The sequence below is a fragment of the Mesorhizobium kamtschaticum genome, from assembly GCF_056174585.1.
This window is the reverse complement of the sequence record NZ_CM149691.1, coordinates 2,297,265-2,321,465: the sequence shown is the minus strand read 5'-3', so window position 1 is coordinate 2,321,465 and position 24,201 is coordinate 2,297,265. Positions and strand designations below refer to the sequence as shown.

The 24,201-nt window shown below is 60.2% G+C and carries 26 protein-coding genes, 1 tRNA gene and 3 pseudogenes; 17 read left to right on the top strand and 13 right to left on the bottom strand.

The genetic code is table 11. The features are described 5' to 3' along the window. Positions 1–75: 75 nt before the first annotated feature. Entirely contained in the window at positions 76–987 is a 912-nt protein-coding gene (locus AC0V7N_RS11475) for a DUF1194 domain-containing protein (RefSeq protein ID WP_475457486.1), read from the top strand. A 721-nt stretch (positions 988–1,708) separates the two neighbouring features. Next, positions 1,709–2,155: a hypothetical protein gene (locus tag AC0V7N_RS11470; protein WP_475457484.1), complete on the top strand. Its 447-nt coding sequence runs from the start codon at positions 1,709–1,711 to the stop codon at positions 2,153–2,155. Here AC0V7N_RS11470 and AC0V7N_RS11465 read toward each other — a convergent pair. Both AC0V7N_RS11465 and AC0V7N_RS11460 read right to left on the bottom strand, forming a co-directional pair. Next, positions 2,149–2,337, bottom strand: coding sequence for a hypothetical protein (locus AC0V7N_RS11465; protein ID WP_496627836.1), 189 nt, complete (start codon positions 2,335–2,337; stop codon positions 2,149–2,151). The two genes, AC0V7N_RS11470 and AC0V7N_RS11465, sit on opposite strands and share 7 nt — an antisense overlap. Before the next feature lie 388 nt (positions 2,338–2,725). Further along, positions 2,726–3,019: a hypothetical protein gene (locus tag AC0V7N_RS11460; RefSeq protein ID WP_475457481.1), complete on the bottom strand. Its 294-nt coding sequence runs from the start codon at positions 3,017–3,019 to the stop codon at positions 2,726–2,728. 173 nt (positions 3,020–3,192) lie between these two features. Here AC0V7N_RS11460 and AC0V7N_RS11455 point away from each other — a divergent pair, with 173 nt between their 5' ends. Together AC0V7N_RS11455 and AC0V7N_RS11450 are read left to right on the top strand one after the other, a co-directional pair. Next, positions 3,193–3,609, top strand: coding sequence for an H-NS family nucleoid-associated regulatory protein (locus AC0V7N_RS11455; RefSeq protein ID WP_496627835.1), 417 nt, complete (start codon positions 3,193–3,195; stop codon positions 3,607–3,609). Between the two features lie 39 nt (positions 3,610–3,648). Beyond that, positions 3,649–4,551 carry a TRADD-N-associated membrane domain-containing protein gene (locus AC0V7N_RS11450; protein ID WP_475457474.1) on the top strand — a complete coding sequence of 301 codons (903 nt, stop codon included), beginning with the start codon at positions 3,649–3,651 and terminating at the stop codon, positions 4,549–4,551. A 197-nt stretch (positions 4,552–4,748) separates the two neighbouring features. On the opposite strand, the gene AC0V7N_RS11445 is transcribed toward AC0V7N_RS11450, so the two are convergent. Beyond that, positions 4,749–4,997, bottom strand: coding sequence for a hypothetical protein (locus AC0V7N_RS11445; protein WP_475457472.1), 249 nt, complete (start codon positions 4,995–4,997; stop codon positions 4,749–4,751). 643 nt (positions 4,998–5,640) lie between these two features. On the opposite strand from AC0V7N_RS11445, the gene AC0V7N_RS11440 reads away from it, so the two are divergent. Continuing rightward, positions 5,641–5,994, top strand: coding sequence for a helix-turn-helix domain-containing protein (locus AC0V7N_RS11440; protein ID WP_475457470.1), 354 nt, complete (start codon positions 5,641–5,643; stop codon positions 5,992–5,994). Here AC0V7N_RS11440 and AC0V7N_RS11435 read toward each other — a convergent pair. Next, entirely contained in the window at positions 5,964–6,335 is a 372-nt protein-coding gene (locus AC0V7N_RS11435) for a hypothetical protein (RefSeq protein ID WP_475457468.1), read from the bottom strand. The two genes, AC0V7N_RS11440 and AC0V7N_RS11435, sit on opposite strands and share 31 nt — an antisense overlap. A gap of 158 nt (positions 6,336–6,493) precedes the next feature. Here AC0V7N_RS11435 and AC0V7N_RS11430 point away from each other — a divergent pair, with 158 nt between their 5' ends. The 3 genes from AC0V7N_RS11430 to AC0V7N_RS11420 are packed head-to-tail and all read left to right on the top strand — an operon-like array spanning position 6,494 to position 7,622. Next, positions 6,494–6,637: a hypothetical protein gene (locus tag AC0V7N_RS11430; protein WP_475457466.1), complete on the top strand. Its 144-nt coding sequence runs from the start codon at positions 6,494–6,496 to the stop codon at positions 6,635–6,637. A 20-nt stretch (positions 6,638–6,657) separates the two neighbouring features. Continuing rightward, complete coding sequence (locus AC0V7N_RS11425; protein WP_475457464.1) at positions 6,658–7,296, top strand: hypothetical protein; 639 nt, start codon at positions 6,658–6,660, stop codon at positions 7,294–7,296. Next, on the top strand, positions 7,293–7,622 hold the full coding sequence (locus AC0V7N_RS11420; RefSeq protein WP_496627834.1) for a hypothetical protein: 330 nt from the start codon (positions 7,293–7,295) through the stop codon (positions 7,620–7,622). Before AC0V7N_RS11425 ends, AC0V7N_RS11420 begins: the two co-directional genes overlap by 4 nt. A 215-nt stretch (positions 7,623–7,837) precedes the next feature. Here the strand turns inward: AC0V7N_RS11420 and AC0V7N_RS11415 are convergent, their stop codons facing one another. The 3 genes from AC0V7N_RS11415 to AC0V7N_RS11405 form a co-directional block, all read right to left on the bottom strand. Then, positions 7,838–8,836: a DUF4238 domain-containing protein gene (locus AC0V7N_RS11415; protein ID WP_475457459.1), complete on the bottom strand. Its 999-nt coding sequence runs from the start codon at positions 8,834–8,836 to the stop codon at positions 7,838–7,840. Positions 8,837–8,898: 62 nt separating this feature from the next. Then, the gene (locus AC0V7N_RS11410; RefSeq protein WP_475457457.1) at positions 8,899–9,027 is read right to left on the bottom strand and encodes a hypothetical protein; all 129 of its coding nucleotides are present in this window, start codon (positions 9,025–9,027) and stop codon (positions 8,899–8,901) included. A gap of 224 nt (positions 9,028–9,251) precedes the next feature. Beyond that, positions 9,252–9,605, bottom strand: coding sequence for a hypothetical protein (locus tag AC0V7N_RS11405; protein ID WP_475457455.1), 354 nt, complete (start codon positions 9,603–9,605; stop codon positions 9,252–9,254). 175 nt (positions 9,606–9,780) lie between these two features. On the opposite strand from AC0V7N_RS11405, the gene AC0V7N_RS11400 reads away from it, so the two are divergent. After that, positions 9,781–11,406: an adenylate/guanylate cyclase domain-containing protein gene (locus tag AC0V7N_RS11400; RefSeq protein ID WP_496627833.1), complete on the top strand. Its 1,626-nt coding sequence runs from the start codon at positions 9,781–9,783 to the stop codon at positions 11,404–11,406. A gap of 52 nt (positions 11,407–11,458) precedes the next feature. Here the strand turns inward: AC0V7N_RS11400 and AC0V7N_RS11395 are convergent, their stop codons facing one another. From AC0V7N_RS11395 to AC0V7N_RS11380, 4 genes and pseudogenes are all read right to left on the bottom strand, one after another. After that, positions 11,459–12,556 carry a polyamine ABC transporter substrate-binding protein gene (locus AC0V7N_RS11395; RefSeq protein WP_475457451.1) on the bottom strand — a complete coding sequence of 366 codons (1,098 nt, stop codon included), beginning with the start codon at positions 12,554–12,556 and terminating at the stop codon, positions 11,459–11,461. A gap of 594 nt (positions 12,557–13,150) precedes the next feature. After that, a pseudogene (locus AC0V7N_RS11390) lies at positions 13,151–14,346 on the bottom strand (IS91 family transposase). A gap of 3 nt (positions 14,347–14,349) precedes the next feature. Further along, positions 14,350–15,251: pseudogene (locus AC0V7N_RS11385) on the bottom strand (tyrosine-type recombinase/integrase). 406 nt (positions 15,252–15,657) lie between these two features. Then, positions 15,658–15,747: transfer RNA gene (locus tag AC0V7N_RS11380), tRNA-Ser, on the bottom strand. Positions 15,748–16,052: 305 nt separating this feature from the next. Between AC0V7N_RS11380 and AC0V7N_RS11375 the strand changes: the two genes are divergently transcribed. From AC0V7N_RS11375 to AC0V7N_RS11360, 4 genes are all read left to right on the top strand, one after another. Further along, a complete protein-coding gene (locus AC0V7N_RS11375; RefSeq protein WP_496627832.1) occupies positions 16,053–16,853 on the top strand; it encodes a hypothetical protein in 801 nt (266 codons plus the stop codon). Between the two features lie 109 nt (positions 16,854–16,962). Then, a complete protein-coding gene (locus tag AC0V7N_RS11370; RefSeq protein WP_475457446.1) occupies positions 16,963–17,286 on the top strand; it encodes a hypothetical protein in 324 nt (107 codons plus the stop codon). A gap of 38 nt (positions 17,287–17,324) precedes the next feature. Beyond that, on the top strand, positions 17,325–17,987 hold the full coding sequence (gene msrA, locus AC0V7N_RS11365) for a peptide-methionine (S)-S-oxide reductase MsrA (protein WP_475457444.1): 663 nt from the start codon (positions 17,325–17,327) through the stop codon (positions 17,985–17,987). 212 nt (positions 17,988–18,199) lie between these two features. Continuing rightward, entirely contained in the window at positions 18,200–19,189 is a 990-nt protein-coding gene (locus tag AC0V7N_RS11360; protein WP_475457442.1) for a BMP family lipoprotein, read from the top strand. 64 nt (positions 19,190–19,253) lie between these two features. Here the strand turns inward: AC0V7N_RS11360 and AC0V7N_RS11355 are convergent, their stop codons facing one another. Both AC0V7N_RS11355 and AC0V7N_RS11350 read right to left on the bottom strand, forming a co-directional pair. After that, entirely contained in the window at positions 19,254–19,649 is a 396-nt protein-coding gene (locus AC0V7N_RS11355) for a hypothetical protein (protein WP_475457440.1), read from the bottom strand. 22 nt (positions 19,650–19,671) lie between these two features. Continuing rightward, positions 19,672–19,878, bottom strand: a complete 207-nt coding sequence (locus AC0V7N_RS11350) for a SlyX family protein (protein WP_475460281.1) — start codon at positions 19,876–19,878, stop codon at positions 19,672–19,674. A 217-nt stretch (positions 19,879–20,095) separates the two neighbouring features. Between AC0V7N_RS11350 and AC0V7N_RS11345 the strand changes: the two genes are divergently transcribed. The 4 genes and pseudogenes from AC0V7N_RS11345 to cdd all read left to right on the top strand — a co-directional run bounded on the left by AC0V7N_RS11345 (position 20,096) and on the right by cdd (position 24,192). Beyond that, positions 20,096–21,628 (top strand): ABC transporter ATP-binding protein, encoded by a 1,533-nt coding sequence (locus AC0V7N_RS11345; RefSeq protein WP_475457438.1) that lies wholly within the window; start codon positions 20,096–20,098, stop codon positions 21,626–21,628. Beyond that, positions 21,625–22,764: an ABC transporter permease gene (locus AC0V7N_RS11340; RefSeq protein ID WP_475457436.1), complete on the top strand. Its 1,140-nt coding sequence runs from the start codon at positions 21,625–21,627 to the stop codon at positions 22,762–22,764. Before AC0V7N_RS11345 ends, AC0V7N_RS11340 begins: the two co-directional genes overlap by 4 nt. Before the next feature lies 1 nt (position 22,765). Further along, positions 22,766–23,737 (top strand): ABC transporter permease, encoded by a 972-nt coding sequence (locus AC0V7N_RS11335; protein ID WP_027043213.1) that lies wholly within the window; start codon positions 22,766–22,768, stop codon positions 23,735–23,737. Between the two features lie 61 nt (positions 23,738–23,798). Further along, positions 23,799–24,192 (top strand): annotated as a pseudogene (cdd, locus tag AC0V7N_RS11330) (cytidine deaminase). Positions 24,193–24,201: the final 9 nt, after the last annotated feature.

Sequence of the window (24,201 nt, the reverse complement as noted above, 5' to 3'; positions counted from 1 at the left end):
TCGCCCTGCGAAGAGCGATCACACCATACAGACCGGTGGGGAGCACAGATTTCGGCGATTGATCGGAAGCCGTTCGTGACCCGCGAGACGCCTCTGACCGACAATTGCGTTGTCAGCGAGAGGTTCGCCATGGGCTTGGTGCAGATTACTCGATGTGCGGGTACAGGACCGGTGCTACGGCTCACTGGCGTCTGCCTGCTCACTCTATTCTTCGCGGTCACGTCTCAGGCTCACTCGACCGACCGTCCAGCGGACGACCTGGCCGAAGTCGATCTGCGATTGATCCTTGCCGTGGACGTCTCGCCCTCGATGAGCAGAGTTGAGCAAAGAGTGCAACGCGACGGCTACGTCGGTGCCTTCCGCCACGCGGACATCGCGAGGGCAATCAAGTCGGGAGAGCGGGGTAGAATCGCAGTGCTCTATCTGGAGTGGGCAGGGCCAAGTCAGCAAACAGTCATTATGCCTTGGACAATTGTCGAAAGCCTCGACGACGCCCTGACTTTGGCAGACAGGCTCGCGGCGCTGCCGTTGACTGAAGGCCGCGGAACGTCGATTTCCGGCGCATTGTCGGCCGCGAATGATCTGTTCGCGAAGAGTGGCTTGCGCAGTCCGCGCAGGGTTATCGACGTATCGGGCGACGGACCCAACAATGCCGGAGCGCTCCTTGACCCCATCCGGCAGGTTCTTCTCGCGGAAGGTGTGACGATCAACGGGCTGCCTATCGCACTGCCCCGGATTGGCGGGGCCGACGGGTTTGCGATGTACGACCGTTCCTACCTGCAATCCTATTTCGAGCGCTGTGTCATTGGCGGACCAGACGCATTTGCAATCAGCGTGACCGAGGCCGCTATGTTCGCCACCGCAGTCCGTCGAAAGCTGGTGCGTGAAATCTCCATGAACATGGGTCAGGTGCTCTACGCCGCCTACACCGCGCGTTCAGACCGGACGGTCGATTGCAACGTGATCGGTCAGTTGCCGGGCCGGTAAAGATAGACGATGGGGTGACCGCGATGTGGAGGGTGGGCAGCAAGGGAATGCCTTTCGCGCACCGCTGCCTACAGTCACATTGAGTCTGCTTGCGGGACCCCAAGGCAGCCATTGCCCTCAGCAGCGGTGAACCCCGTCGAAGGTCGAGACGTTAGCGCTTGTCCCCGCGTAGGTCTGGAAATGGCGCGACCACGACCTCCATAATGATCCCCGCGATGTCTGCTTCCGGCACTAGCAAGATCTGCCGATATGACCGAGATTGGGCGCAAAGCAGTCGCTGCGAGTTGGGTCACCAGCTGGCTTCGAAATATGACGAAAACGTCGTCTCAGTGTGAAAATCGTATTTCACACTGACGAACATCATCGACACCACAAGGTTTCATGAGTGTTTCCCAAAGGCAATTGACCCAACGCGAGAGCACACTCTTCACATGGGTGGGGTCGCAGGTTCAATCCCTGCATCGCCCACCATCCAACTACCTAAAAACGTTGGATGAATTGGTCCGGACGGAAATCCCAAAAAACCGGCACTGGCGTGTAACTGGCGCGTAACCTAAAAACCTCGGCTCCAAGTGCAGAATCTTAGCCGGATGAACTCGACGCTCCCAGGTTCTCCACTGTCGCACCCACTTTGGGCGGGCGGCTGTGGGGGATGGCGTAGCCATCGGGTGCGGTTAGTATGTTCTTGGTGTTGGCGAATGCACCAATCCAGGGGGGAAGCATGGCAAATCTTGACCACTCAGCAGTTGCAGCGGCAGCAAAGGGCCGCTTTGACACGGCCTATGACCGCACAAAGAAGCTTTCCGATTTCGTGGGAATGTTGACCCGCCTATCGTTCTTGGTCCTGCTCGGCACTTTAGTTGCGAACGACATAGGCACCGGCTTCAACTTCGCAGTTGTAATTCATTGGTGCGCCCTGCTGGCCATTATCGGGATATCCATCAAGCTGTCGCTCATGGTCGCATCGGTTATCGGCACCAAGTTGACTGAGGTCATAAACTTGCAATTTGCGCGGGTTCCGGGCGGCGTGAGCCTCTTACATCCCGTGCGGATTGTCTTCGAAATATTCTGTTTGCTCGCAGTTCTCGGCCTTAGCAGTTCTCTAATTTCATACGGAGCTAAACTCGTAGACCGCATGACCGACCACACCCACGTTCAAGGTCAGTGATCTGCCGATTCGACAGCCTGCCTAGGGTGCATTTTCGCTATTTGTTGCGCGAGGTATATCTCAGGGCCTCGCTCACCCATTTCGTTGGCTTTCAGCCCAGCGGCCAAAAGCTCCATTTTAGTCAGCGGCGCAGCTTTCACCCGTTTCGGCTCAATGGCTGAGAGGAATGAAAGCTGCTCCATGGTCAGGCGGCCTCGCCAAACAGCGATAACTGCCTATCATCGGAAGGCGTCCGAAGGCCGTAAAACTCCCTCGCCTTCTTAATGGTGGCGGACCCGCGCCACATCGGTTTATCGATGCAGGCGTTCTGGATGGGCCACCCAGCCCAAATACGAAGGCCGCTAGGGTCGCATTCGTAGCTAGGGGTATCTGGGCCGCAACCGCCTCCTCCGCCTGACATCTCATATGCAAGCGCTTCGGCAACGTCGTGGTCGGTCATTGGGGATTTAGCCCGCTGCTCCCACCGTTCCAAACATCCCTCTATCCGGCTTGTGGCGCGCCGAAAGCAGTGATCGGCGTGCTCCGGCAGGAATGGTCGGGTACCGTAGTCGGACACATCTGCACCTCCCCTTAAGCCACTCGGACGGTCGGCCGGACAATCTCAATGTCGTCGTCCTGACCCTTAATCTTCAAGTCGACCGTCACCGCCTTCATGGTGAAGCGGGCAAGGCGGAACGCCTCGTGCTTGGCCTCGTCCAGCGGCATGGTCTTGCCGACGTATTCGTCTCGGCTGGCAATCTCGCCTTCGCGGTCGTCGCCGAACTGGTTGGGGTCGATATAGCCGGTCGCGGCTTTTGCAGCTTCGCGCTCTCTAACTAATTCCAGTTCCCATTCCTGTATTTGCATTCCGTATGTCATGGTCATTACTTCTATTGGTTTACCATAGACTGACATAGCCTTGGGTATCGGCAAAGTAAAATATGCATAAAAGGAATAAATTAAGCATCCGATACGGTTAACCAAGCCCCGCGCCGTTTATTGAAACACAGTCCTTAAAGGTATACGGTCGCCCCACCTTTCACAGGAGTCTTACCCTGATGGCCAAGCTGCCCTTTTTCAGCAAATCAAATCTGCCAGACCTCGGCAACCTCACATTGGAGGAGCTGACCGCGCTGCATACCCATGTCGGCAAGCATCTGGTCGACCGCAAGGAAGCGCGTATCAAGGAATTGCAGGCGGAGCTAAGGTCTCTCGGCGCCGTCGGCGGTGGTGACCCGGTCGGCATTAAGAAGGCCGCCAAAAGGCCGCGCGTGGGCAACGGTCAGACGGTCGGTGGTGAGTTGGGCAATGCAAAAGGAGCCGGAGGCGAAAGCAGCGGCGGCAAGTCCCGCGCCAAGCCGCCCGTGAAGTATAAGGACGACAAGGGCAATGCCTGGACGGGTCGCGGTGCTACCCCAAAATGGTTGGCTGCCTATGAGGCTGAGGGTCGCAGCCGGGAAGATTTCTTGATATAGACTTCGCGGGACTTGAAAGCCAAGCAGCGGGGGCCATGAATGGATCTGGATATCGCCAACGCTGCGTTTATAGCGCTTGTTCAGGCATTAAAGCGCAATCCTCGTGTTCGACTGACATTGCTGTCAGTGAGCCTCTTCGTCGTGCTCGGATTGGTGATTGGCGTCTCAGCGATCAACTTTTTCCCGATCACTTATAACGGCACTCGGGTCACGTTTCAGCAAGTCTTTGTCCCGTTCCTCGTGACCTTTTTCCCAGCGCTAAGCCTATTTGTCGCCTGCCTCCTGTCATTTCAGGAAAAGCTGCCGATAGATTTATTGGGGGACGGCACCATTAGTGCAAGCTTCCTTGGCTATCGCGTGAGCATTGGTAGCCATGCTCCAGCCAGAAGGAGGCCAAGAGCTGCGGCAGCAACGGCGGCTGAGGCGCAAGCGACCAAATCTCAGGACATCATGGACGATATAAATCTCAGCCTTGCCCAGCTGGTTGAGTATTACGTTATCAACAAGGGTCAGGCAAAAAGCAGCTTTCGTGTAAGCTTGATGGCGATCGTCGTGGGGTTTGTGACCATAATAGCTGGCGTTTGGTTGTCGTACACGGGGCGGCTTGAAAACCAGAACCCGGCCTACCTCTCGGTGCTTGCCGGTGTCATTTTCCAGTTTATCGGTGGCGCCTATTTCTATCTCTATAGCCGGAGCCTCATCCAGCTCAATTTCTTCTTTTCGCGCCTAGCCATGATGCAGGACACGATGCTCGCAGTCCGTTTATGCGAAACCCTTCCCGAAGGTCGAGAGCGCAACTCGGTGCTGGAGCGCTTGATTTTTATGATTGTATCGCGCGATCCCAAGGTCCCGCAGTATCTGGCCGAAGAGAAGGTGGCCCGCCCTAAGCCGGAACCGAAGACAAAGCCGATTCCCAAGGCAACCGACAAAAGAGCTGGGTAGCCAATAGAAATGCCCCTCCATAAGAAGGGGCAATCTGGGCGCACTCTGGTGGGACTTTTCCTGAGAGGGCAGCGACAGTCCGACATTCACCCTGCTGGCATTGGGGTCGGTCCCGAGCTGTTCCAGACAGGCTCATGAGGGTGAGGTGCATTGACACGGGTTCACGATATTCTCGCGCCCGCTCGCAGTTCCTTGGCCTAGAGGGCCTTCAGTGGTGGTATCTCGAAAAAGAACAAGGGTAGCCAGTTGGTTTCCCTGATGTAGCGGTTGATGGTGTGCCTCTGGGCCATTGTCGGCGCCTCGGCCCCACCCTCCAGCACCACCTGCTTGACGCCGTCGAGCGGTTCCGGTGGCGGGTTTATCGTAAGCCCGCGCCCGTCCCGCTTGATATAGACATCGTACAAAGGCGGGTATGCGTCACAATCGCGGTAAAACTCCAGTATCATGTGAGCCTCCGTGGTCGGGGAAGGTTTAACGCGGTCCCCGTGACGCGGCAGGTATAGGCGTCTCTCCTGCTGCCTAGATAGGCCACCCCCTTCCGATTGCCTGAAACTCGTTTGCGGCCTCCTTTGGCGGAGCCCTTTGTTCCGGCATTGCTGCCTCCTTAAACGTGTGAGGTATTTACCTTCACAGCATGAGTCGAGTTTAAGGAACGGGCAATAAAATTAACGGGGCCTAGCGAGGCTTAACAAGTATACGAGAATAATCGTTGACGATCTTTAAGCGTACCGACAGGATTCAGGTGGGGTTGTGGCTGCCAACACACCCGGCCCCGCCTAATTACCTGTGTTGGAGGCAATGAAAGTGTTGGCATGTGGAATGCAAATTTACGTGGGTGATAGTCACCCGTCCTTCAAAGAAGTCGATTGACGAAGGCAGCTCGCAAGATAGGTGGCGGACGCAAGGGGTTTTAGGGCGTGGATATGTTCCGCCCACAATCCAAAGCGGCCTTCTCTCAATGACCTTCGAAAATCGGCAACTGGCGAGAGAATTTCTGATGGACCATCGAGAGGACCTCCGCTGCTCAGGCTATTCGAAGGCAACTGTGGCAAAAGCCAAAATCACGGTCGAACTTGTCAGGATCGACGCATGAGCCGCTATTTCTCATGGCAGCACGCCATCATCAAAAGCCAGCTCGAACCGACAACCCGCCACGTCTGCCTGACCATCGGTTGCCACATGGCGGCCGACGGGTCTGGCTGTTTCCCCAGCTACCAGCATATTGCAGATGAAACCGGCTTAAGCCGTCGTTCTGTCATTGAGCATGTCGCCAAGGCGGCCGAGGCGGGTTGCCGTTGTCGGCCAAGGTCAGGGACTACTCAGCCCCCAGCATCATCGGCTTTCCATCGTCGGTCGTCGCTAAGCCTTCGCCGACCTGGTCCTCTCCATGAAGCTCCCAGACGATGCGGATTTTATGTGACCACTTCTGGTACTTGTCGCTGAAGTGATGCCCCAAATCGATAACTTGGTGGCAGATGGCCATAAACTGGCCTTGGGGTGCGATTTGAAAATCTTCGCCGCCCCGTGATGCAATTAATCCCATATTCCTCGCTTTCTCTTAGTTGATTTCCACGTCCACGACGCTCAAGCGCCATGGTGTCGGCTTCGATGTTATAGCCGCGCAGGCGCACGGCTTCGACCAGAGCAGACGGACCCCGTTCGGCGGACAATTGGTCGATAAGGCTGACCAGCTCATTTACCTGCTCATTCCAGCGCCGGTCATCCGAGCGCTTCTTCGCGGTTCGCATAATATCAGCCAGCGGCGACATCCCTTGTGTATTCACGGTCTTATTCCCTCCTTTGGTTATTGGGTATAAGAATAGTGCGCCGTCATTACTTCTATGGCAAGTAAATAGTATAACAATATTTTTGCAGACCTATTGCCAAACCTTAAAAGGTGGCTCAGCATCCTATTGCTAACCAACCAATAAGGAATAACGACATGACCTATAATCCCCTTCAACCGACTTGGGCCGACCGTATGGCGGATGGCTTCTGGACGCGCGTGAATAAGCTCATCGCGGAGAACCGGCGCCCCATTCTGGCAACGTGCGCTGGCCTGCTGCTGGCCGGGCTGGCAATTTAATCAAAGAGAAAGCGAGGAATATGAATGCAATACGAATTGATCATAAAGATATTGGCCGCAAGGTTATCAACGTCAAAGGCGAAGTCCTGACCATCGCGAGAATCCACGACGAAAGACGCTGTAGTGTTCACGAGGAGATGTTCACTTATTATCGCGACGGGACATGCCCAGGCGTGCCGAGCGAGAACATTGTTCGCTTTAAGGACGAGCCTACACTCCATCTCCAAGCAGGAAAATATTACTGGACGCGCGATGGGCGGAAGGCCTACATCACAGCAGTTATCGACAATCCGTTTGGGAAATCAGAGTGCGATGACTACCCTGCGCGCGGCTTCATCGATGCCAGCACTGTCTTTCGTGGCTGGAGGCTAGGCGGCCAGTGGATTGGTGGTGAGGAAACCCCGAATGACCTCGTCGCCGAATGGGTCGAGCCGAAGCGCATAAAGGGCTGGTTGAATGTGTACGCCGACCGTCTCTTTGAGAAGGAGGTCAATACCCGTCCCTGCGATGGCTACGCTGGTCAAGGCATTCACGCCGATCGAAGCCGAGCCGATGATGGGGCCCAAAGAGCAGCCAAGAAATTCGGCGCTAAACGCATCGCCTGCATCGAAATCGACATGCTGGAAGGCCAAGGCCTCAAAGGGGAGGCAGGCCGATGAGCTTCTGGCACCTCATCGCCCTACCCTTCACCATGTGGGGCAAGCGCCCGCTCCCGTCCACGGCGCACCAGCTTGGCATCCAAGCCCGAGCCACGGACCATCTCGTCAAGCACGGGGTGATTGACGCCCGTACCGTGATGCTGATGGGCACAACTGACGCGCGGAAGATTTTACCCGCCTACGTCGGCAAGGGTATCTCTATCGGGCCGAAAACCAGCGGGGACATTTCTCTGTGCCCAACCGCTCCGGCCAAGGCAGCTACCGCGTGCACTATTGGACCGGCAAGCGGCCGGGCGAACGCCGGGCAAATGTTCGGGGAGGTGTGAAGTGAGCAACTTAACGCCCGTTCTGGACGTGCTGACCACCCCGTTTGGCCTGTTCATCCTGATAATTGTACTGCTGATCGGTGGTCTGATCCGGTCTGCGTTGTCACCGAAAGCCTAACCGCAACGGAACCTTCATAAGGCCCGAAGGTTGGGGCTGGTGGCGGCGGACCTTTTGCTCCCCTCAGCGAATGAAAAGCCCTCCAAGCCGTTCGCCGTCACGCCCTCTTTGAGCGGCGTCGCTTGACCACGACCTCAGCGAATTTCTCCGGCCCAAAGCCCTGCGTCGTCATGCGCGGCCGGGAGTTGCGGCTGATACGGGCCATGTCGCGGATAACCTTGTGTTCGATGTGCGCGTATAGGAACTCCTCAGCGCTCTGAGCCCTTAGCTGATTCATGGCGATGGCGTGCCTCTGGGAGCCAACAATGCGCGGCCCGGTCTCGTTCCACCCGAGCAGAAGGATCTTGGTGGTTGTCAGCGGAAATGTCACCATCACCGTCTTGTTCATAAAGCCGTGGTCCCCGTAGATAGGATGTGAGGTCTTCGGGTCCACGTAGCGTGTGAGCGGATTGTCGCTAGTGATGAGGAATCCATGCGCCAGCTCCATCACGCACCAATTCATGTCGAAGAAGATAGGTGCCAACTCGTCGGCTACTTCTATCACGTCAAGCGTCCATTCCTTGGTCAACTCGATGCGATATGACGATGGGTCTACAAGGCCGTTCCGAAGCGCTTCCTTCACTTCGTCGGTGAGTTTCTTTCCGTCCTCCTTTTCAATCCGGCGGACCATCGTGGCGAATGCGCCGTCGTGAATACCGGTGGCGTAATTGTGGATCTGCATGCTGCGCCCGGCCATCTCGCCTGCATCGCGGCGCATAGCGGACGTGCGTGTGTACATCGTCGCCAGAAACTGCGCGAAATGCCCACGGTCCACATCGGTCTTTGACGGAATCTTGCCCTCCAGAAGGGCCTTGTAGACCGGCGCTGCATTACTCTCGATGCGGGACAGTGTCTCTTCAAGCTTGGTGTCGTAGGTGCCATCCTCGCGCTCGATGGAATAGAAGTGCGTCTGCACCGCTGTTTCTTCCGGAATCGCCGACCATGCCGCGCCGGTGTTCTTGTTGTACGTCCAGACCTGGCCCTTCTGCCCTGCGAAATACGCAAGGTGAAGCCGGGGAATGACGTGCTGTCCCTTGGGTACTGAGGATTTGGTCATGGTTCGCTAGCAGACTGAAAAGTCAGAGCCGGCAACTAGATAATGCTCCCGGCTCTAGCTAGTCATTTGCCCTTCTTCGCGCCTTTGCGCTGGGCGAGGTCGGAGGCCGCAACTTCCTTTTCCTTCTTTGTCGACTTCGGGTCGCGCAGGATCTTTCCCGCGTCCGAAGCTGGTTTCTTGCCGGTTGCCATTGTCGATTCTCCTTTTGTTACGACGGAGCAAGCAGATTCTCGCTCCAATGAAGAGTCAACGGGGCGGAATCACTAACCCACGAAAGATGGGCGGATGGTCTTTACTTGCCAGCTGATTCAGTACGCCGCTATAATCCAGCATCGCAAAATCTGGACGCCCTTCTGGTTTTAAGCCTGAGTTCAAAGACCAGGCTGAGGAGCTGTGCCGTATCGGCGCCATCGACCTAGACCTGGCTGAACACTTCGGCGTCCACCTCGATACCATTCACGAATGGAAGAAGGTCCACCCCGATTTTTCCGAGGCCATAAAGAGAGGCAAGGCTGTAACCGACCGTCGCGTGGCTGAAAAGCTTATCGACCGAGCCTCTGGCGCCGAGTGGATTGAGCAGAAAGAAGTCAAGCTCAAGCGCACCGAGTACGAGAACGGCAAGAAGGTGCTGGAGGAAGAGTATGTTGAGGTTGACAGGGGAACGGCGGCTTCTCGCGCCCCAAGAACGATAGCGGACGTTCAGCCCGGTGGGACCAAGGTCTGAAGTTGGCCAAAGCGGACCTTCTATCGCGGCTGGTTGCGCATACACGCGGGTGCTACGCTCCCAGCAAACCCACGTGACGTCTTTGTAGTCCAGGAGGCATCGTGGCGCGCCCGGAACGAAAGCTTGTGGCGGTTTTGGCAGCGGACGTGGCTGGCTACTCGCGTTTGATGGGGGCCGATGAGGCCGGGACTCTCTCCATCTAAAGGCACTGCGCGCCGAAGTGATCGATCCAAAGATCGCGCAATTCAGGGGTCGGCTGGTCGGCACCGCGGGCGACAGTCTGCTGATCGAGTTTCCCAGCGCCGTCGATGCGCTGCAGTTCGCAGTCGAGACGCAAGAACGCATAACGGCACGCAATACGGATCTTCCTGAAGACCGGCGCATGGCCTTCAGAATGGGTGTCAACGCCGGTGAGGTTATCCTAGATGAGACGACGATCTACGGCGACTGCGTAAACGTGGCCGCCAGGCTGGAAAAGGTCAGCGAGCCCGGAGGTGTCGTCATTGGACGCAGCGTCTACGATCAAGTGAAGGGAAAGATCCCCTATACGCTCGTCGACCTGGGCGAGCATACGATGAAGAACATTGCTGGGCCTGTGCGTGCCTACCGGGTTCAAACAGAAGAGCGGGATGATCCACCTTCAGCGTCAATTGCTTCAGCGGAGGATTTGCCGCTCCCGTTCAAGCCATCGGTGGCGGTGCTTCCTTTCACAAACATGTCGGTGGACCCCGAGCAGGATTATTTCTCGGATGGAATAGCCGAGGACCTCATCACCGAGCTCAGTCGCAGTCAGAGTCTGTTCGTGATCGCGCGCAATTCCTCGTTCGTTTTCAAGGGTCAATCCGTAAACATCACCGAGGTCGGAAGGAAGCTCGGTGTACGGTACGTCGTCGAGGGAAGCGTTCGAAAGGCTGCTGCACGCGTCAGGATCACTGCGCAGTTGATAGAAGCGGCCACTGGCAATCACGTCTGGGCCGAGCGCTACGATCGAGACCTCGATGACCTTTTCGCCGTTCAAGACGAGGTGACAGAGAGGATCGCCTGGGCACTGTTCGGCAAGGTAGGCGCTGCTGAGATCGTTCGGACCAGGCAAACGCAAACGAGCCTCAGCGCATATGACGCGTTCTTGCGCGGCATCGATGCTATGCACCGATTCACCGAGAAGGACACCGTCGCTGCTGTCGAGTTCTTAAAGCTGGCTCTTGGCTGGGAGCATGATTCGGCGCGGGCGCACGCATCGCTCGCGGACGCCTACGCGACCCTCTCCGTTTTCAGAGCTGATGGAGACATGAAGGCGTTGGCCATGCAGTCGGCCTTGCGGGCTATCGAACTCGGCGACGCCAGCGGACTGGCAGAGGCAGTCGTCGCCGCCCTGCATGGATGGAAAGGGGAGTTCGAGGCCGCCGAGACTCATTGGCAACGCGCGCTCGCGATGGGCCCCACAAACCCGAACGTACTCGTCTGGGTCGGGTACATCTGCCTTTGGAGCGGTCAACTCACGAAGGCCCGCGAGATCGGCGAGCGGCTCAGACGGCTGAGTCCGCTCGAACACCGCGATGTCCACGAGCTACTCGCATTCGCTTACTATCTGCTCGGTGAATATGAGGCTTCGCTGGATTCGTTCCGCCGTTGGGACAACGACAACTATGATCGCGGGTTCGCCAATCTGGCTGCGTGTTTGGGACAGCTCGGACGCATCGACGAGGCAATATTGGCTTGGGGCAGGTGCCTCGAGCGCAAGCCTGGTTTCACTCTAGGTGACTACAAGCGCGGCTCTCCATATCGCCGACAAGAGGACGTGGAGCACTGGCTAGATGGCCTGCGGAAAGCAGGCATTGCGGATTGACGGATGACCGATGAGCAATCAGGCGGTCCGTCGGGAGCGCAACTGCCGTCAATCACTGACCCGTGACGATTTTGGTCCAGGTGCGCGTCGCCACGCGCTGCGTCTTCGGGTCATACGGAAAGACGGTGAAAAGCTTCTTTAGCGTGGCATCGTCAGGATAGATCGACTGGTCGCCGAGAATGCTTCTTTCTACGAATTTTTGTGAGGCCTTGTTGCCATTGGCAAAGAATACATAATTTGTGTTCTTGGCGGCGACTTCAGGCTTCATGAGGTAGTTGATGAAGGCATTAGCTTCGTCCAAATGCGGTGCATCTGCGGGGATTGCTAGTTGATCGAACCACATCACAGTGCCTTCCCGAGGGATCGAGTAGGCGATTGTGACGCCGTTACCGGCTTGAGCGGCACGGTCTCGCGCCTTCAGGACGTCGCCCGACCAGCCGATCGCCAGGCAGATGTCGCCGTCCGCCAAAGCGTTGATGTACTCGGATGACTCGATTTTGCGGACGTCGGGACGGATACGCGTCAATGCCTCTTCGGCCTTGCCGAAGTCTTCCGGCGAGGTGCTCTCGGGGTTCAGCCCAAGATAATTCATCGTGATGGGCAGGATTTCGGTGGGCGAATCGACCACGTAGACTCCGCAATCGGCGAGCTTCTTCAGCTTTTCGGGATCGAAGAAGACGTCCCAACTGTCGAGTCTGTCGACACCAAGCGCGGCTTTGATCTTCGAGGTGTTGTACCCCAAACCCACCGTGCCCCACATGTAGTTCACCGAATATTGGTTGCCCGGGTCGTACTTGGCGGTGCGCTGCTCGATGACGTCCCACATGTTGGCGATGTTGGGCAACTTCGACCTGTCCAGCTTCCGGAAGACGCCGGCCTCGACCTGGCGGGCCAAGAAACTGGCGCTTGGCACGACGACGTCGTAGCCGGAGCCGCCAGTGAGCAGCTTGGTCTCGAGGATCTCGTTGGAGTCAAAGACGTCGTATACGACCTTTATACCGGTGTCCTTGGTGAAGTTGTCGATGACCGAGGGATCCACGTAGTCCGACCAGTCGTAAAGGTTGACGACCTTGTCGGCAGCGTGCGCGGACAGGGTGATGGCCCCGGCGAGCAACGATGCAGCCGACCAAAGAAGCGCCTTGCGGATCATGTGCTCACCATTGGTTGGAGTCACAAGCTGCGAACGCCGTACTTTGTACACGGCCGCGCACGGTTGCAATATTAGCACATGTTGAAAGGAGTAAGAGTTGAATGGGCAAACTCGGTCGTCGAATGCGCCACCGTGACGTGCAGTGCAATCAGATCGTCTGTGGAACAAGCGGCCTCTAAGGCCACTTGCCAAGCTGGTTGGCAATGTCGGGAACTGACCCAAACGTGCCGTCTCGGCTCTTCGCTCGGATGTCCGCATTTGGGATGCGGCTAGGGTCCGCTCAACCGACTGACATGCTGAAGGGTTTCGGGTGCCGAGAGGCGTACGAAAGCCTCTCATGCAGGAACCCGCGGGCCACAGTTGATGGCTATGGGGATTTTAGTTTGCGGCTGATGTCGGCGACGGCGTGACCGCCCCCGTTAGGCGACGCGGTGGACACGGACGGACCGCTCAGTGAAGCCTCCGCACAGCCTTGTAGCCTCTGCGCGCAGGCGGACGGGCCCCTGCGGGCCTCGCTGAGCACCATGGGCGCGTGTGGGTCCGTCGCCGCAGGTTGAGCGCCTGTGGCTGGAGGCTGAATCAGACCATGCCGGGTCATGGAGCGGTCTCCCGGATCGGTGCCGATGCGTTCGGAGGTCCGGGCGGCTGCCTCCTCCACCGTTCGAACACCTCGATGACGATCAAGCGTCCGCCACAGCAGGAGCATGGCGGCCGGAAGTCCTCTGGTTCGTCTGGTGTGTGGTCATCGGACGGGGCAGCGACGCCCAGCAGTTCGCGGGCGCGTGCGAGGCTGGCCTTGTGGGCGGAGCCGGCGAGCAGGCCATAATGTCGGATGCGATGGAAGCCGCGCGGCAGGACGTGGAGCAGGAAGCGGCGGATGAACTCATCTGTGGCGAGCGTCATGACCTGCTGCCGGTCGGTGCCGTCGCGGCGATAATCCTTGTAGCGGAAGGTGACCCAGCCTCTTCGAAGGCGATCAGGCGGCGGTTCGAGATCGCAACCCGGTGGGTATAGCACGACAGATAGGCGAGCACCGCCTCGGGACCGGCGAAGGGCGGCTTGGCGTAGACCACCCAGCGCTTCTTCTTGACGGGAGCCAGGTGGCGTAGGAAGGCCCGACGATCGGCGAGGTGCGCCGCCGATCCGAAGAAGGCGAGCCGACCGGCGTCGTGCAGCGCGACCAGCCGGGTCAGGAACAGACGGCGGAACAGCTTGCCCAGTACCCTGACTGGGAAAAGGAAGGCCGGCCGCGACGATATCCAGCGTGACGCGTCCGGCGCGATGCCGCCGCCTGGCACGATCATGTGCACGTGCGGATGGTGCGTCATCGCCGATCCCCATGTGTGAAGCACGGCCGTGATGCCGATGCGTGCGCCGAGATGCTTCGGATCGGCGGCGATCGTCAGCATCGCCTCCGATGCCGCCTTGAACAGCAGGTCATAGACCAGCGCCTTGTTGTGGAAGGCGATGTCGGCGACCTCGGCGGGCAGCGTGAACACGACGTGGAAGTAGCCGACTGGTAGCAGGTCGGCTTCGCGCTCGGCGAGCCAGGTGCGCGCGGCCGCGCCCTGGCCCCTGGGACAGTGCCGGTTGCGGCAGCTGTTATAGGCGATCCGCCATTGGCCGCAGTCCTCGCAGGCCTCGACATGACCGCCGAGCGCCGCGGTGCGGCAATGCTCGATCGCCGACATCACCTTGAGCTGGATGAGGCTCAGGCGACCTGCATGGGCGGCCCGATAGGCGGGGCCGGCAGCACGGAAGATGTCGGCGACCTCGACAGAGGTGCGCACGGCTCAGCCGGGCGGCGTCTTGCCTTCCATCAGCGCCATCAGCCGGTCGAGCGGCCCTGCGACCGCATGGATCGTCCGCGTCGAGACCTTGGTGTAAAGCGCGGTGGTATCGAGCTTGCTGTGGCCAAGCAGCACCTGGATGACGCGGATGTCGACATCCTGTTCGAGCAGATGAGTGGCGAAGCTGTGGCGCAGCGTGTGCGGGCTGACGCGCTTGCGGATGCTGGCGACTTCGGCTGCTTCCTGGACCGCGCGATGCAGTTGCCGCGACGAGATCGGCGCCGTGCAGCTGCGCCCTGGGAACAGCCAGCCATGCGGGAGCATCACCCCGCGCCGCCTGCCTTCGCGCCACCACAGCCGCAGCAGTTCCAGAAGTTGCGACGAGAGCATGGCGTTGCGGTCCCTGCGTCCCTTGCCCTTCAACGCGGATCAGCATGCGTGTGCTATTGATGTCGTCGACCTTGAGGTGCGCGACCTCGGACACGCGCAGACCAGCGCTATAGGCGACACCGAGCGCGGCCTTGTACTTGATGCCTGGCGCCGCTTCGAGCAGCCGCGCCCCGCTTCCTCCACGCTCAGCACGTCGGGCAGCTTGCGCTGATACCTCATAATCACCAGCGCGCGCCAGATCCCCGCTTCAGCGTCACGAGGAACAGGAACCGCAATGCCGAGACCGCGCCATTGATCGTCGCAGGGCCGACGCCGCTCTCATGCTGATGCAGCTGGAATCGGCGGATGTCCTCAGCCGTCGCAGTGTCGGGCGAGCGGCCAAGGAACACAGCGAAGCGCCGGACATGACGAACGTAGTCCTGCTGCGTATGTGGTCCCAGACCCCGCATCAGCATGTCTTGCTGCATGCGCTGGCGAAGCGGTGTGATCGGAGCATCGGTCGACAAGGTAGCCATGGCGAGTTCCTCTCGTTGAAGGGAACTCCATGGTCGGATCGCGGTCTCTACCTGCTCAAGGCCTATGAATACGCGTCATCTCAGAACTAGGCGACCCTCCCGCGAAGCGGGTTCGTGCACGCGGCGCAAAGTTGCCGTCCGGTCAGCGCCTTAGGAAGGTCGCCTGTGCGTTTGCAGCGGCCATCCGGCAATCTCCGGTTCTGATTAAAGCGGTTACGCCACAGGAAGGCCGCATCACCTACAAAGGATCTGATGAAATAGGCGCGCTCGGAACAAACACATCAGTCCTGCGAACACGCAGGTTATGGGCGGGAAAGTAGGCACTTTCCTATTGGTGGGTCTAAAGGGGGGTCGAGAAAAAGACCAGCTAATATCATATTGATTTAAAAAAGTAATATCGGAATTATGGCGGAGAGAGCGGGATTCGAACCCGCGTTACGGTCTCCCGTAAACACACTTTCCAGGCGTGCGCCTTCAACCACTCGGCCACCTCTCCGTCCTTGCATGTCGCGCCGGCCGGTTTCGCCGCGCGGGTTGGGGAGATGCATCTCCTTTAGGGCTGCGGCGCGGAAATTCCGAACCATGGACGCCGCCCAACCAGCGGACATCCTTCCCCGGCACCTGAGCCGTCGAAGCAACAGGCGCGGGGCTCATCTAGTCGATCCCGCGCCGAATGCCAAGCCATAACGGTGCTCTATTCGCTTTGCCGGCCACATGGTGTTTCGCGGGGCCGCCGTCGCGCCCGTTTGCGGGGTGCCCGCACCCCGAATGATGTGCACAGGCAAGGCAGCAGGACCCGCCGTGCTTGACTTCGCCGCCGGCCGGCTGTCGAGTGAAGCAGAGGCTTTGCGGGGGCATTGTCCAGACATGACATCAAGCAGCGAACAACCGGGCAGTGGAATCCCGGGGGATAGAGGGGCGCCAGCCGGCCGCCCGGGCGGCGACCTTTTTTACGTCCCGGTCGGCTGGCTCATCTTCGTCATGGCGTGGTCGGTCTATGGCCTGGCGTCGGCCTGGTGGCTGGTCGGCAATTCCGGCGTGCCCGACAAGGTCCTCTATTTCCTGCTAGGCGGGCTTGTCGCCAATGTCATCGTCATCCTGTGGGGGCTTTACCTGCTCGGCCTTGCCTTTGGCCGCTCGGGGCGCTTCCCCCGCCATTTCACCATCTGGCAGATCACCCTCATCGTCTGGGTGCTGGCAAGGCAGGCCTATGTGCTCACCGTGCCGGAATTCGTCTTCTCCGCCAGGAGCCTGGGCATCACCGCCATCGAGATCGGCGTCGGCCTGCTTTGCATCTATTTGCTGCGCGGCGGCTCCGGCGCCGAGACCGTCTACGCCAAACCAGAGACCGAGGCGCCGCCGGTCCTGGTTTCGATTGCCGCCGCCTTGCTCGGCATCGTCCTCGGCGCCGCCATCGGCGCGGTGGGCGGTTTCTTCGCCGGTTCGGTCATCGCTGATGTCGCCGAGGTAAGCTGCTTCGAAGGCGGCTGCGGCTATTTCGCCGCCTTCTTCGGCCTGGGCGGGCTGGTGGTCGGCGCCATTGTCGGTGGCATTCTTGCCGTCTGGCTCGTTCACAGGCGCAAGCGCAAGCCGGTGGCATAAAGAGAGGAAGCCCTTCAAATTCGCGTATCGCGGTTGCGGGCAAGCCATGCGCACTCTATTTCTCGCTGGTGCCGGAGATCCCGTCCAGGATCGGCCGGGGGAGAGCTTGATGTTTCGCTTCATTTTTCGTCTTGCCGCCATGGTGGCGCTGTCGGTTTCCGTCATCATGGCGGTGCTCGACACAACGCGCACGGTGGCGGCTTCGGCGCTTGTGCTGACCCCGCTCAACGCCAGCTGGCTGGCGGTCTCGCCGGACACGCGGGCGGCCTTCGAAACCTTCGTCCGCGCCAAGGCCGGTCCGCTGCTGTGGGACGGCGCCATCGCCTGGGTGCTCAACCAGCCGGGCTTTGCCGTGTTCGCGGTGCTGGCCTTCCTGCTCTACGCCATCGGCTACAGGCGCCAGCGGCGCACGGGCCAATTCGCCGCCAACTGATCGATTTTCTTGCACCCTGACGGGAAGGAAGGCCGCGCATGTTCTTTCTCAGCGACATGCTGAACAAGAAGCTCAATCTGCCAAAGCCGTCCGAGGCTTTGCCGGGCCGTGCCAAGGCGATCCCGACACCATCCAAGCACCATGTCCTGAAACGGCCGCTCAAGGGCCCCTACCCCGAGGGGCTGGAGACGGCGATGTTCGGGCTTGGCTGCTTCTGGGGCGCCGAGCGGCTGTTCTGGCAAATCGAAGGTGTCTGGGTCACGGCCGTCGGCTATGCCGGCGGCATCACGCCCAATCCGACCTATCAGGAAACCTGCACCGGACTGACCGGCCATGCCGAAGTGGTGCTGGTCGTCTTCGACCCCAAGATGATCTCCTATGCCGAACTTCTGCGGCTGTTCTGGGAAAGCCATGACCCGACGCAAGGCATGCGCCAGGGCAATGATGTCGGCACCACCTACCGCTCCGCGATCTACACGTCCGGCGATGCGCAATTCCAGGCGGCGAGCGCCTCGCGCGACGCCTATCAAGCCCAGCTGCGCGGGGCCGGCCACGGCAAGATCACCACCGAGATCGCGCCGGCGCCCGCCTTCTACTTCGCCGAGGCCGATCACCAGCAATATCTGGCGAAGAACCCTTACGGCTATTGCAACCTCAAGGGCACCGGCATCGCCTGCGCCATGCCGGCCGCCACCGCTTAACTGCTTGCGCGCAAGGATCGGACTGCCGCGCGGCCTGCGCGTGGCACGCTTTTCCAAAAGGTCAAAATTCCGCGTGAATTTTGTTTCGGGCCGTGCCAGATTGCCCAGGAGCGGGAGGGGAATGCACTCCTGGCTGACGTCGCGTGGCTGCCGGTGAACCGGGCAGCCAGGCGGTGCGTAACGGAAAAAATAACCGACAGGGTGTGGATCACATGAAACGTATCGTTCTCGGCCTCCTGGCCGCAACCGCAATGGTTCTTCCGGCTTTCGCCGCGGATGTCCAGCCGGCCATCCTTTATGATCTGGGCGGCAAGTTCGACAAATCCTTCAACGAGGCAGCCTTCCATGGCGCCGAGAAATTCAAGACCGAGACCGGCGTCGCCTATGTCGAGTTCGAGGTGTCCAACGCCTCGCAGCGCGAGCAGGCGCTGCGCCGCTTCGCCGAGGACGGCCACAACCCGATCGTCATGGCCGGCTTCGCCTGGGAGGATGCGCTGAAGAAGGTCGCGGCCGAATACCCCGATCTCAACTTCGCCATCATCGACGATGCCGTCGACCTGCCCAATGTCCGCTCGCTGGTGTTCAAGGAGAACGAAGGCTCCTACCTCGTCGGCATCATGGCGGCGATGGCATCGAAGTCGAAGAAGGTCTCCTTCATCGGCGGCATGGACATCCCGCTGATCCGCAAGTTCGAATGCGGCTATGTCGGCGGCGCCAAGTCGGCCGGCGCGACCGACGTCATCCAGAACATGACCGGCGACACGCCGGCTGCCTGGAACGATCCGGCCAAAGGCGGCGAAATCGCCAAGACGCAGATCGACCAGGGCTCCGACGTGGTCTACGCCGCGGCCGGCGGCACCGGCGTCGGCGTGCTGCAGGCGGCGGCTGATGCCGGCAAGCTCGGCATCGGCGTCGATTCCAACCAGAACGGCCTGCAGCCCGGCAAGGTTCTGACCTCGATGATGAAGCGCGTCGACGTTGCCGTCTACACCACCTTCATGGACGGCAAGAACGGCACCTTCAAGGGCGGCCTCGAAAACCTCGGCCTCAAGGAAGGCGGCGTCGACTACGCCATGGACGACAACAACAAGGCGCTGGTGACGGACGAGATGAAGGCGGCGGTCGAAAAGGCCAAGGCCGACATCATCTCCGGCAAGATCCAGGTGCATGACTATACCGCTGACAACGCCTGCCCGTATTGATCGGCAGCGCTATACAGCCATGATCTGCAACCGCCGGGCGCAAGTCCGGCGGTTTTGCGTCGGCCTACAATTTCCCGACGAGATAGCCGAGCGCGAAGACCGCGATCAGCACGATGGCGATGATGGTGCCGCGTCGGCCGCCAAGCGAATGCACGCCAACGCCGTACGGTGACCGGGACAGGCTTCGGATTACCGGGCGCTGCTTGGCATCATTGCCACCCAGGCCAACGCTGCGCATCTGCGGCAATTCGGCGATACGCTGGGTGACCAGTTCCCAATGATTGGCTGGCAGGCCACCAGGTTTTTCGGCACGGTCGAACATATGCATGCGTTCGGCAAGCTGCAGCACGGCGTCGCGGAAGGCGGGGTCGATTTCCAGATCGCGCTCGGCCCGTTCGCGCTCCGCGTCGTTCATCAGGCCAAGCACATAGTCACCGGCCCTTGCGATGCGGTCGCTCATGATTTGCGCCTTCCCCTTTTCCTCACCAGTGCGGCGGCTTGGTCACGGGCACGTCGGGTGCGGCCTGCTCCTCCAGCGCCAGGAAGCGGTTGGTCAGCGCGTCGAGCTTGCGCTGCATGCGCTCGATCGCCGTCCACTGCTCGGCAATCTGGCCCGACAGCTCCTCGATGGTGTTTTCCTGCTCGGCGGCGCGGATTTCCAGCGTCGTCAGCCGGTCGACGGGCATGATCATTCGCAATCCCTGATCTTGCACCCCAATGCCTTGCATCGTGATGCGAATTTCGATGTCGTCATATTAGCGAATATGAAGCCTGCGGACACGTTGGAAATTGACAAGCGCACCGGGATTTGCCGAGAGTGGATGCTGCTCCGCCAATTGGCACGGGCGGAGCGTCATGCTAGGCGTTTTGACCAAGCGATAAAAAAATAAGAGTGGGACTGGCTGCATGGCGCAAGCCGCAATCGAACTGATCGGCATCAACAAGAGTTTTGGCGCCGTGCGCGCCAACCGCGACATCAATCTGGAGATCGCGCGTGGCACCATCCACGGCATTGTCGGCGAAAACGGCGCCGGCAAGTCGACGCTGATGTCGATCCTCTATGGTTTCTACCAGGCCGACAGCGGCGAGATCCGCGTCGGTGGCAAACCGGCATCGATCAAGACGCCCAACGACGCGATAGCGCTCGGCATCGGCATGGTGCACCAGCATTTCATGCTGGTCGACAATTTCACGGTGCTGGAAAACATCATCCTCGGTGCCGAAACCGATGCGCTTCTGAAGAGCAGCATCGCCAAGGCGCGTTCCGAGCTGGAGCGGCTGGAGCGCGAATACGGTCTCGAGGTCGATCCCGACGCCATCATCGAGGAACTGCCGGTCGGCCTGCAGCAGCGCGTCGAAATCCTCAAGGCGCTCTATCGCGGCGCCGAGATCCTGATCCTCGACGAGCCGACCGGCGTGCTCACACCGGCCGAGGCCGACCATCTCTTCCGCATCCTCGGGCAACTGAAGCAACAGGGCAAAACGGTGGTGCTGATCACCCACAAGCTGCGCGAGATCATGGCCATCACCGACACCGTGTCGGTCATGCGCCAGGGCACGATGGTGGCGACCAGGGAAACCAAGAAAACCACGGTCGAGGAACTGGCCGAACTGATGGTCGGGCGGCGCGTGCTGCTGAGGGTCGAAAAGGGCGAAGCCGAAGCCGGCACCGTCAAGCTCGCGGTCAAGAACCTGACCGTCAGGGATTCGCGTGGCGTCACCATGGTCGACGACATCTCCTTCGATATCAGGGCCGGCGAGATCGTCGGCATCGCCGGTGTCGCTGGCAACGGCCAATCCGAACTGCTCGAGGCGATTTCCGGCATCCGGCGGGCCGTTTCAGGTTCTGTCATGCTCGACGGCAAGCCGATCGACCTGACGGGTGCCGCCGATCCCGGCGAATTGCGCGACCGCGGGCTCGCCCACGTGCCGGAGGATCGCCACCATGTCGGGCTGGTGCTGGCCTTCGAGGAGAACGAGAATTCCATCCTCGGCTATCATGACGACCCCCGCTATCTCAAAGGGCCGTTCCTCAACGTCGACGCCATCATGGCCGACGCCAAGCACAAGATCGAGAAATATGACATTCGCCCCGGCAATCCGCGGCTGAAGACCGCCAACTTCTCCGGCGGCAACCAGCAGAAGATCGTGCTGGCGCGGGAAATGGAACAAGACCCGGGTGTCTTGATCGTCGGCCAGCCGACGCGCGGCGTCGATGTCGGCGCCATCGAATTCATCCATAAGCGCCTGATTGCCATGCGCGACCAGGGCAAGGCGGTGCTGGTGGTTTCGGTCGAGCTCGACGAAATCCGCTCGCTCTCCGACCGCATCCTGGTGATGTTTGCCGGCCGCATCGTCGGCGAGCGCGGCCCGGAGGCGACCGAAGGCGAACTTGGCCTGCTGATGGCGGGCGTCGAGCGCCAGGAGGCCGCGCAATGAGCACGCCTTACGCCAAACTGCCGGCCTGGGCCGATTATGGGCTGATCCCGCTGATCAATCTGTCGGTGGCTTTCATCGTCGCCGGCTTCGTCGTGCTGCTGGTCGGCGAAAATCCGTTTCGCGCCGCCGTCATCCTGGTTGAGGGCGCCTTCGGCAAGGGAACCGGCATCGCCTTCACCCTCTTCTATGCCACCACCTTCATCTTCACCGGACTTTCGGTGGCGGTGGCGGCGCATTGCGGCCTGTTCAACATCGGTACCGAGGGGCAGGCCTACATCGCCGGCCTCGGCATCGCCATCGTCTGCCTGTCCTTCGACAGCGTGCTGCCCTGGTGGCTGACATTTCCGCTGGCCATCGTCGCTTCGACGGTGGTAGGCGCCTTGTGGGCGCTCATCCCCGCCTATCTGCAGGCCAAGCGCGGCTCGCACATCGTCATCACCACCATCATGTTCAACTTCATCGCCGCCTCGATCATGGTCTATCTGCTGGTGGGGCCCTTAAAGCCGGCAGCCTCGCAAGCGCCGCAGACGCGCAATTTCCTCGCCGGCGCGGAATTGCCGAAGCTCAACTGGATCATCGAACTGTTCGGCGCCAAGATCCGCTCGGCGCCACTCAACATCACCTTCCTGCTGGCGCTGCTCATGGCCTTCCTGGTCTGGCTGCTTATCTGGCGCACCAAGCTCGGCTATGAGATGCGCACCTATGGCCACAGCCCCAAGGCAGCGCGCTATGCCGGCATTTCAGAAACCCGCATCATCATCACCGCGATGATGATCTCGGGCGCACTGGCCGGCATGATGGCGCTCAATCCGGTGATGGGCGACCAGCACAATGTCGCGCTCGACTTCGTTTCCGGCGCCGGCTTCGTCGGCATTGCCGTGGCGCTGATGGGGCGCCTGCACCCGGTCGGCATCGTGCTGGCGGCGATCCTGTTCGGCATGCTCTATCAGGGTGGCGCCGAACTCGCCTTCGAGATGCCGGCGATCAGCCGCGACATGATCGTCATCATCCAGGGTCTGGTGATCCTGTTCGCCGGCGCGCTGGAGCATATGTTCAGGCCTTACATCCAGGCAGTGTTCGCCTCGTTCAGTCCGCGATCGGTCGGCATGGAAGCGGTCAAGGGAAAGGGCGCCTGAGATGGATGTCTTCATCGCCATCGTGCAGATACTCGACTCCACCATCCGCCTGTCGGTGCCGCTGCTGCTCGCTTGCCTCGCCGGCCTTTATTCGGAACGCGCGGGCGTCTTCGACATCGGGCTCGAGGGCAAGATGCTGGTCGGCGCCTTCGCGGGCGCGGCCGCCGCGTCGGTCTTGCATTCGGCCCTTCTCGGCCTCGGCATGGCCATCCTGGTCTCGGTCGCCTTCGCGCTGATCCACGGCTTTGCCTCGATCACCCATCGCGGCAACCAGATCGTTTCCGGCGTGGCGATCAACTTCATCGCCGCCGGCTCGACCGTCATGCTCGGCCAGGCCTGGTTCAGCCAGGGCGGACGCACGCCGGCGCTGCAGCCGGGCGAGCGGTTCGAGGCGATTGTCTGGCCCGGCGCCGATGCGATCCGGGACGTGCCGATCATCGGACCGATCTACGCGGAGCTGATCTCCGGCCACTCGATACTGGTCTACATCGCCTTCCTGATGGTGCCGTTCACCTGGTGGGTGCTGTTCCGTACCCGCTTTGGCCTGCGGCTGCGCGCCGTCGGCGAGAATCCGGCTGCCGTCGACACCGCCGGCATTTCGGTCGCCTGGCTGCGCTACCGCGCCCTGATCTGCACCGGCATCCTCACCGGCATCGCCGGTGCCTATCTGTCGATGGTGCAGAATGGTGGCTTCGTGAAGGACATGACCGCCGGCAAGGGCTATATCGCGCTGGCAGCACTGATTTTCGCCAAATGGAAGCCGGTCAACGCCATGTTCGCCTGCCTGCTGTTCGGCTTCCTCGATGCGGCGGCCATCCGCTTGCAGGGCTCGCCGCTGCCGATCATCGGCAAGGTGCCGGTGCAGTTCATGCAGGCGCTGCCCTATATCCTCACCGTCATCCTGCTCGCCGGTTTCATCGGCAAGGCAATCCCGCCGCGCGCCGGCGGCGTGCCCTACGTCAAGGAACGCTAAGGTCACGGCTCGGCGCGGCAAGCGCCGGGTTTTGGACACGATCATCGGAGAGAACAACTGAATGTCGCATGATCTGTTCGAAGCGGCCAAGACCGCCATGGCCAAGGCCTATGCGCCCTATTCGAAGTTTCCCGTGGGTGCCGCCTTGCGCACCGAGGACGGACGCGTCTTCACCGGCGCCAACATCGAGGTCGCTTCCTATCCGGAGGGCTGGTGCGCCGAAAACCACTGCGCTCGGCCATTACATCATGGGCGGCGGCGGCAAAATTGTCGAAATCGCAGTCCTTGCCGAACGCATGGCCAAATGCTCGCCTTGCGGCGGCTGCCGCCAGCGGTTGGCAGAATTCTGCCGCCCGGAGACAAAACTCTACCTCTGCGACAACACAGGCGTGGCCGAGACCGTGACCATGGGCGACATGCTGCCCTACGGCTTCCGCGGCGACATGCTCAAATGAAGTGCTGGC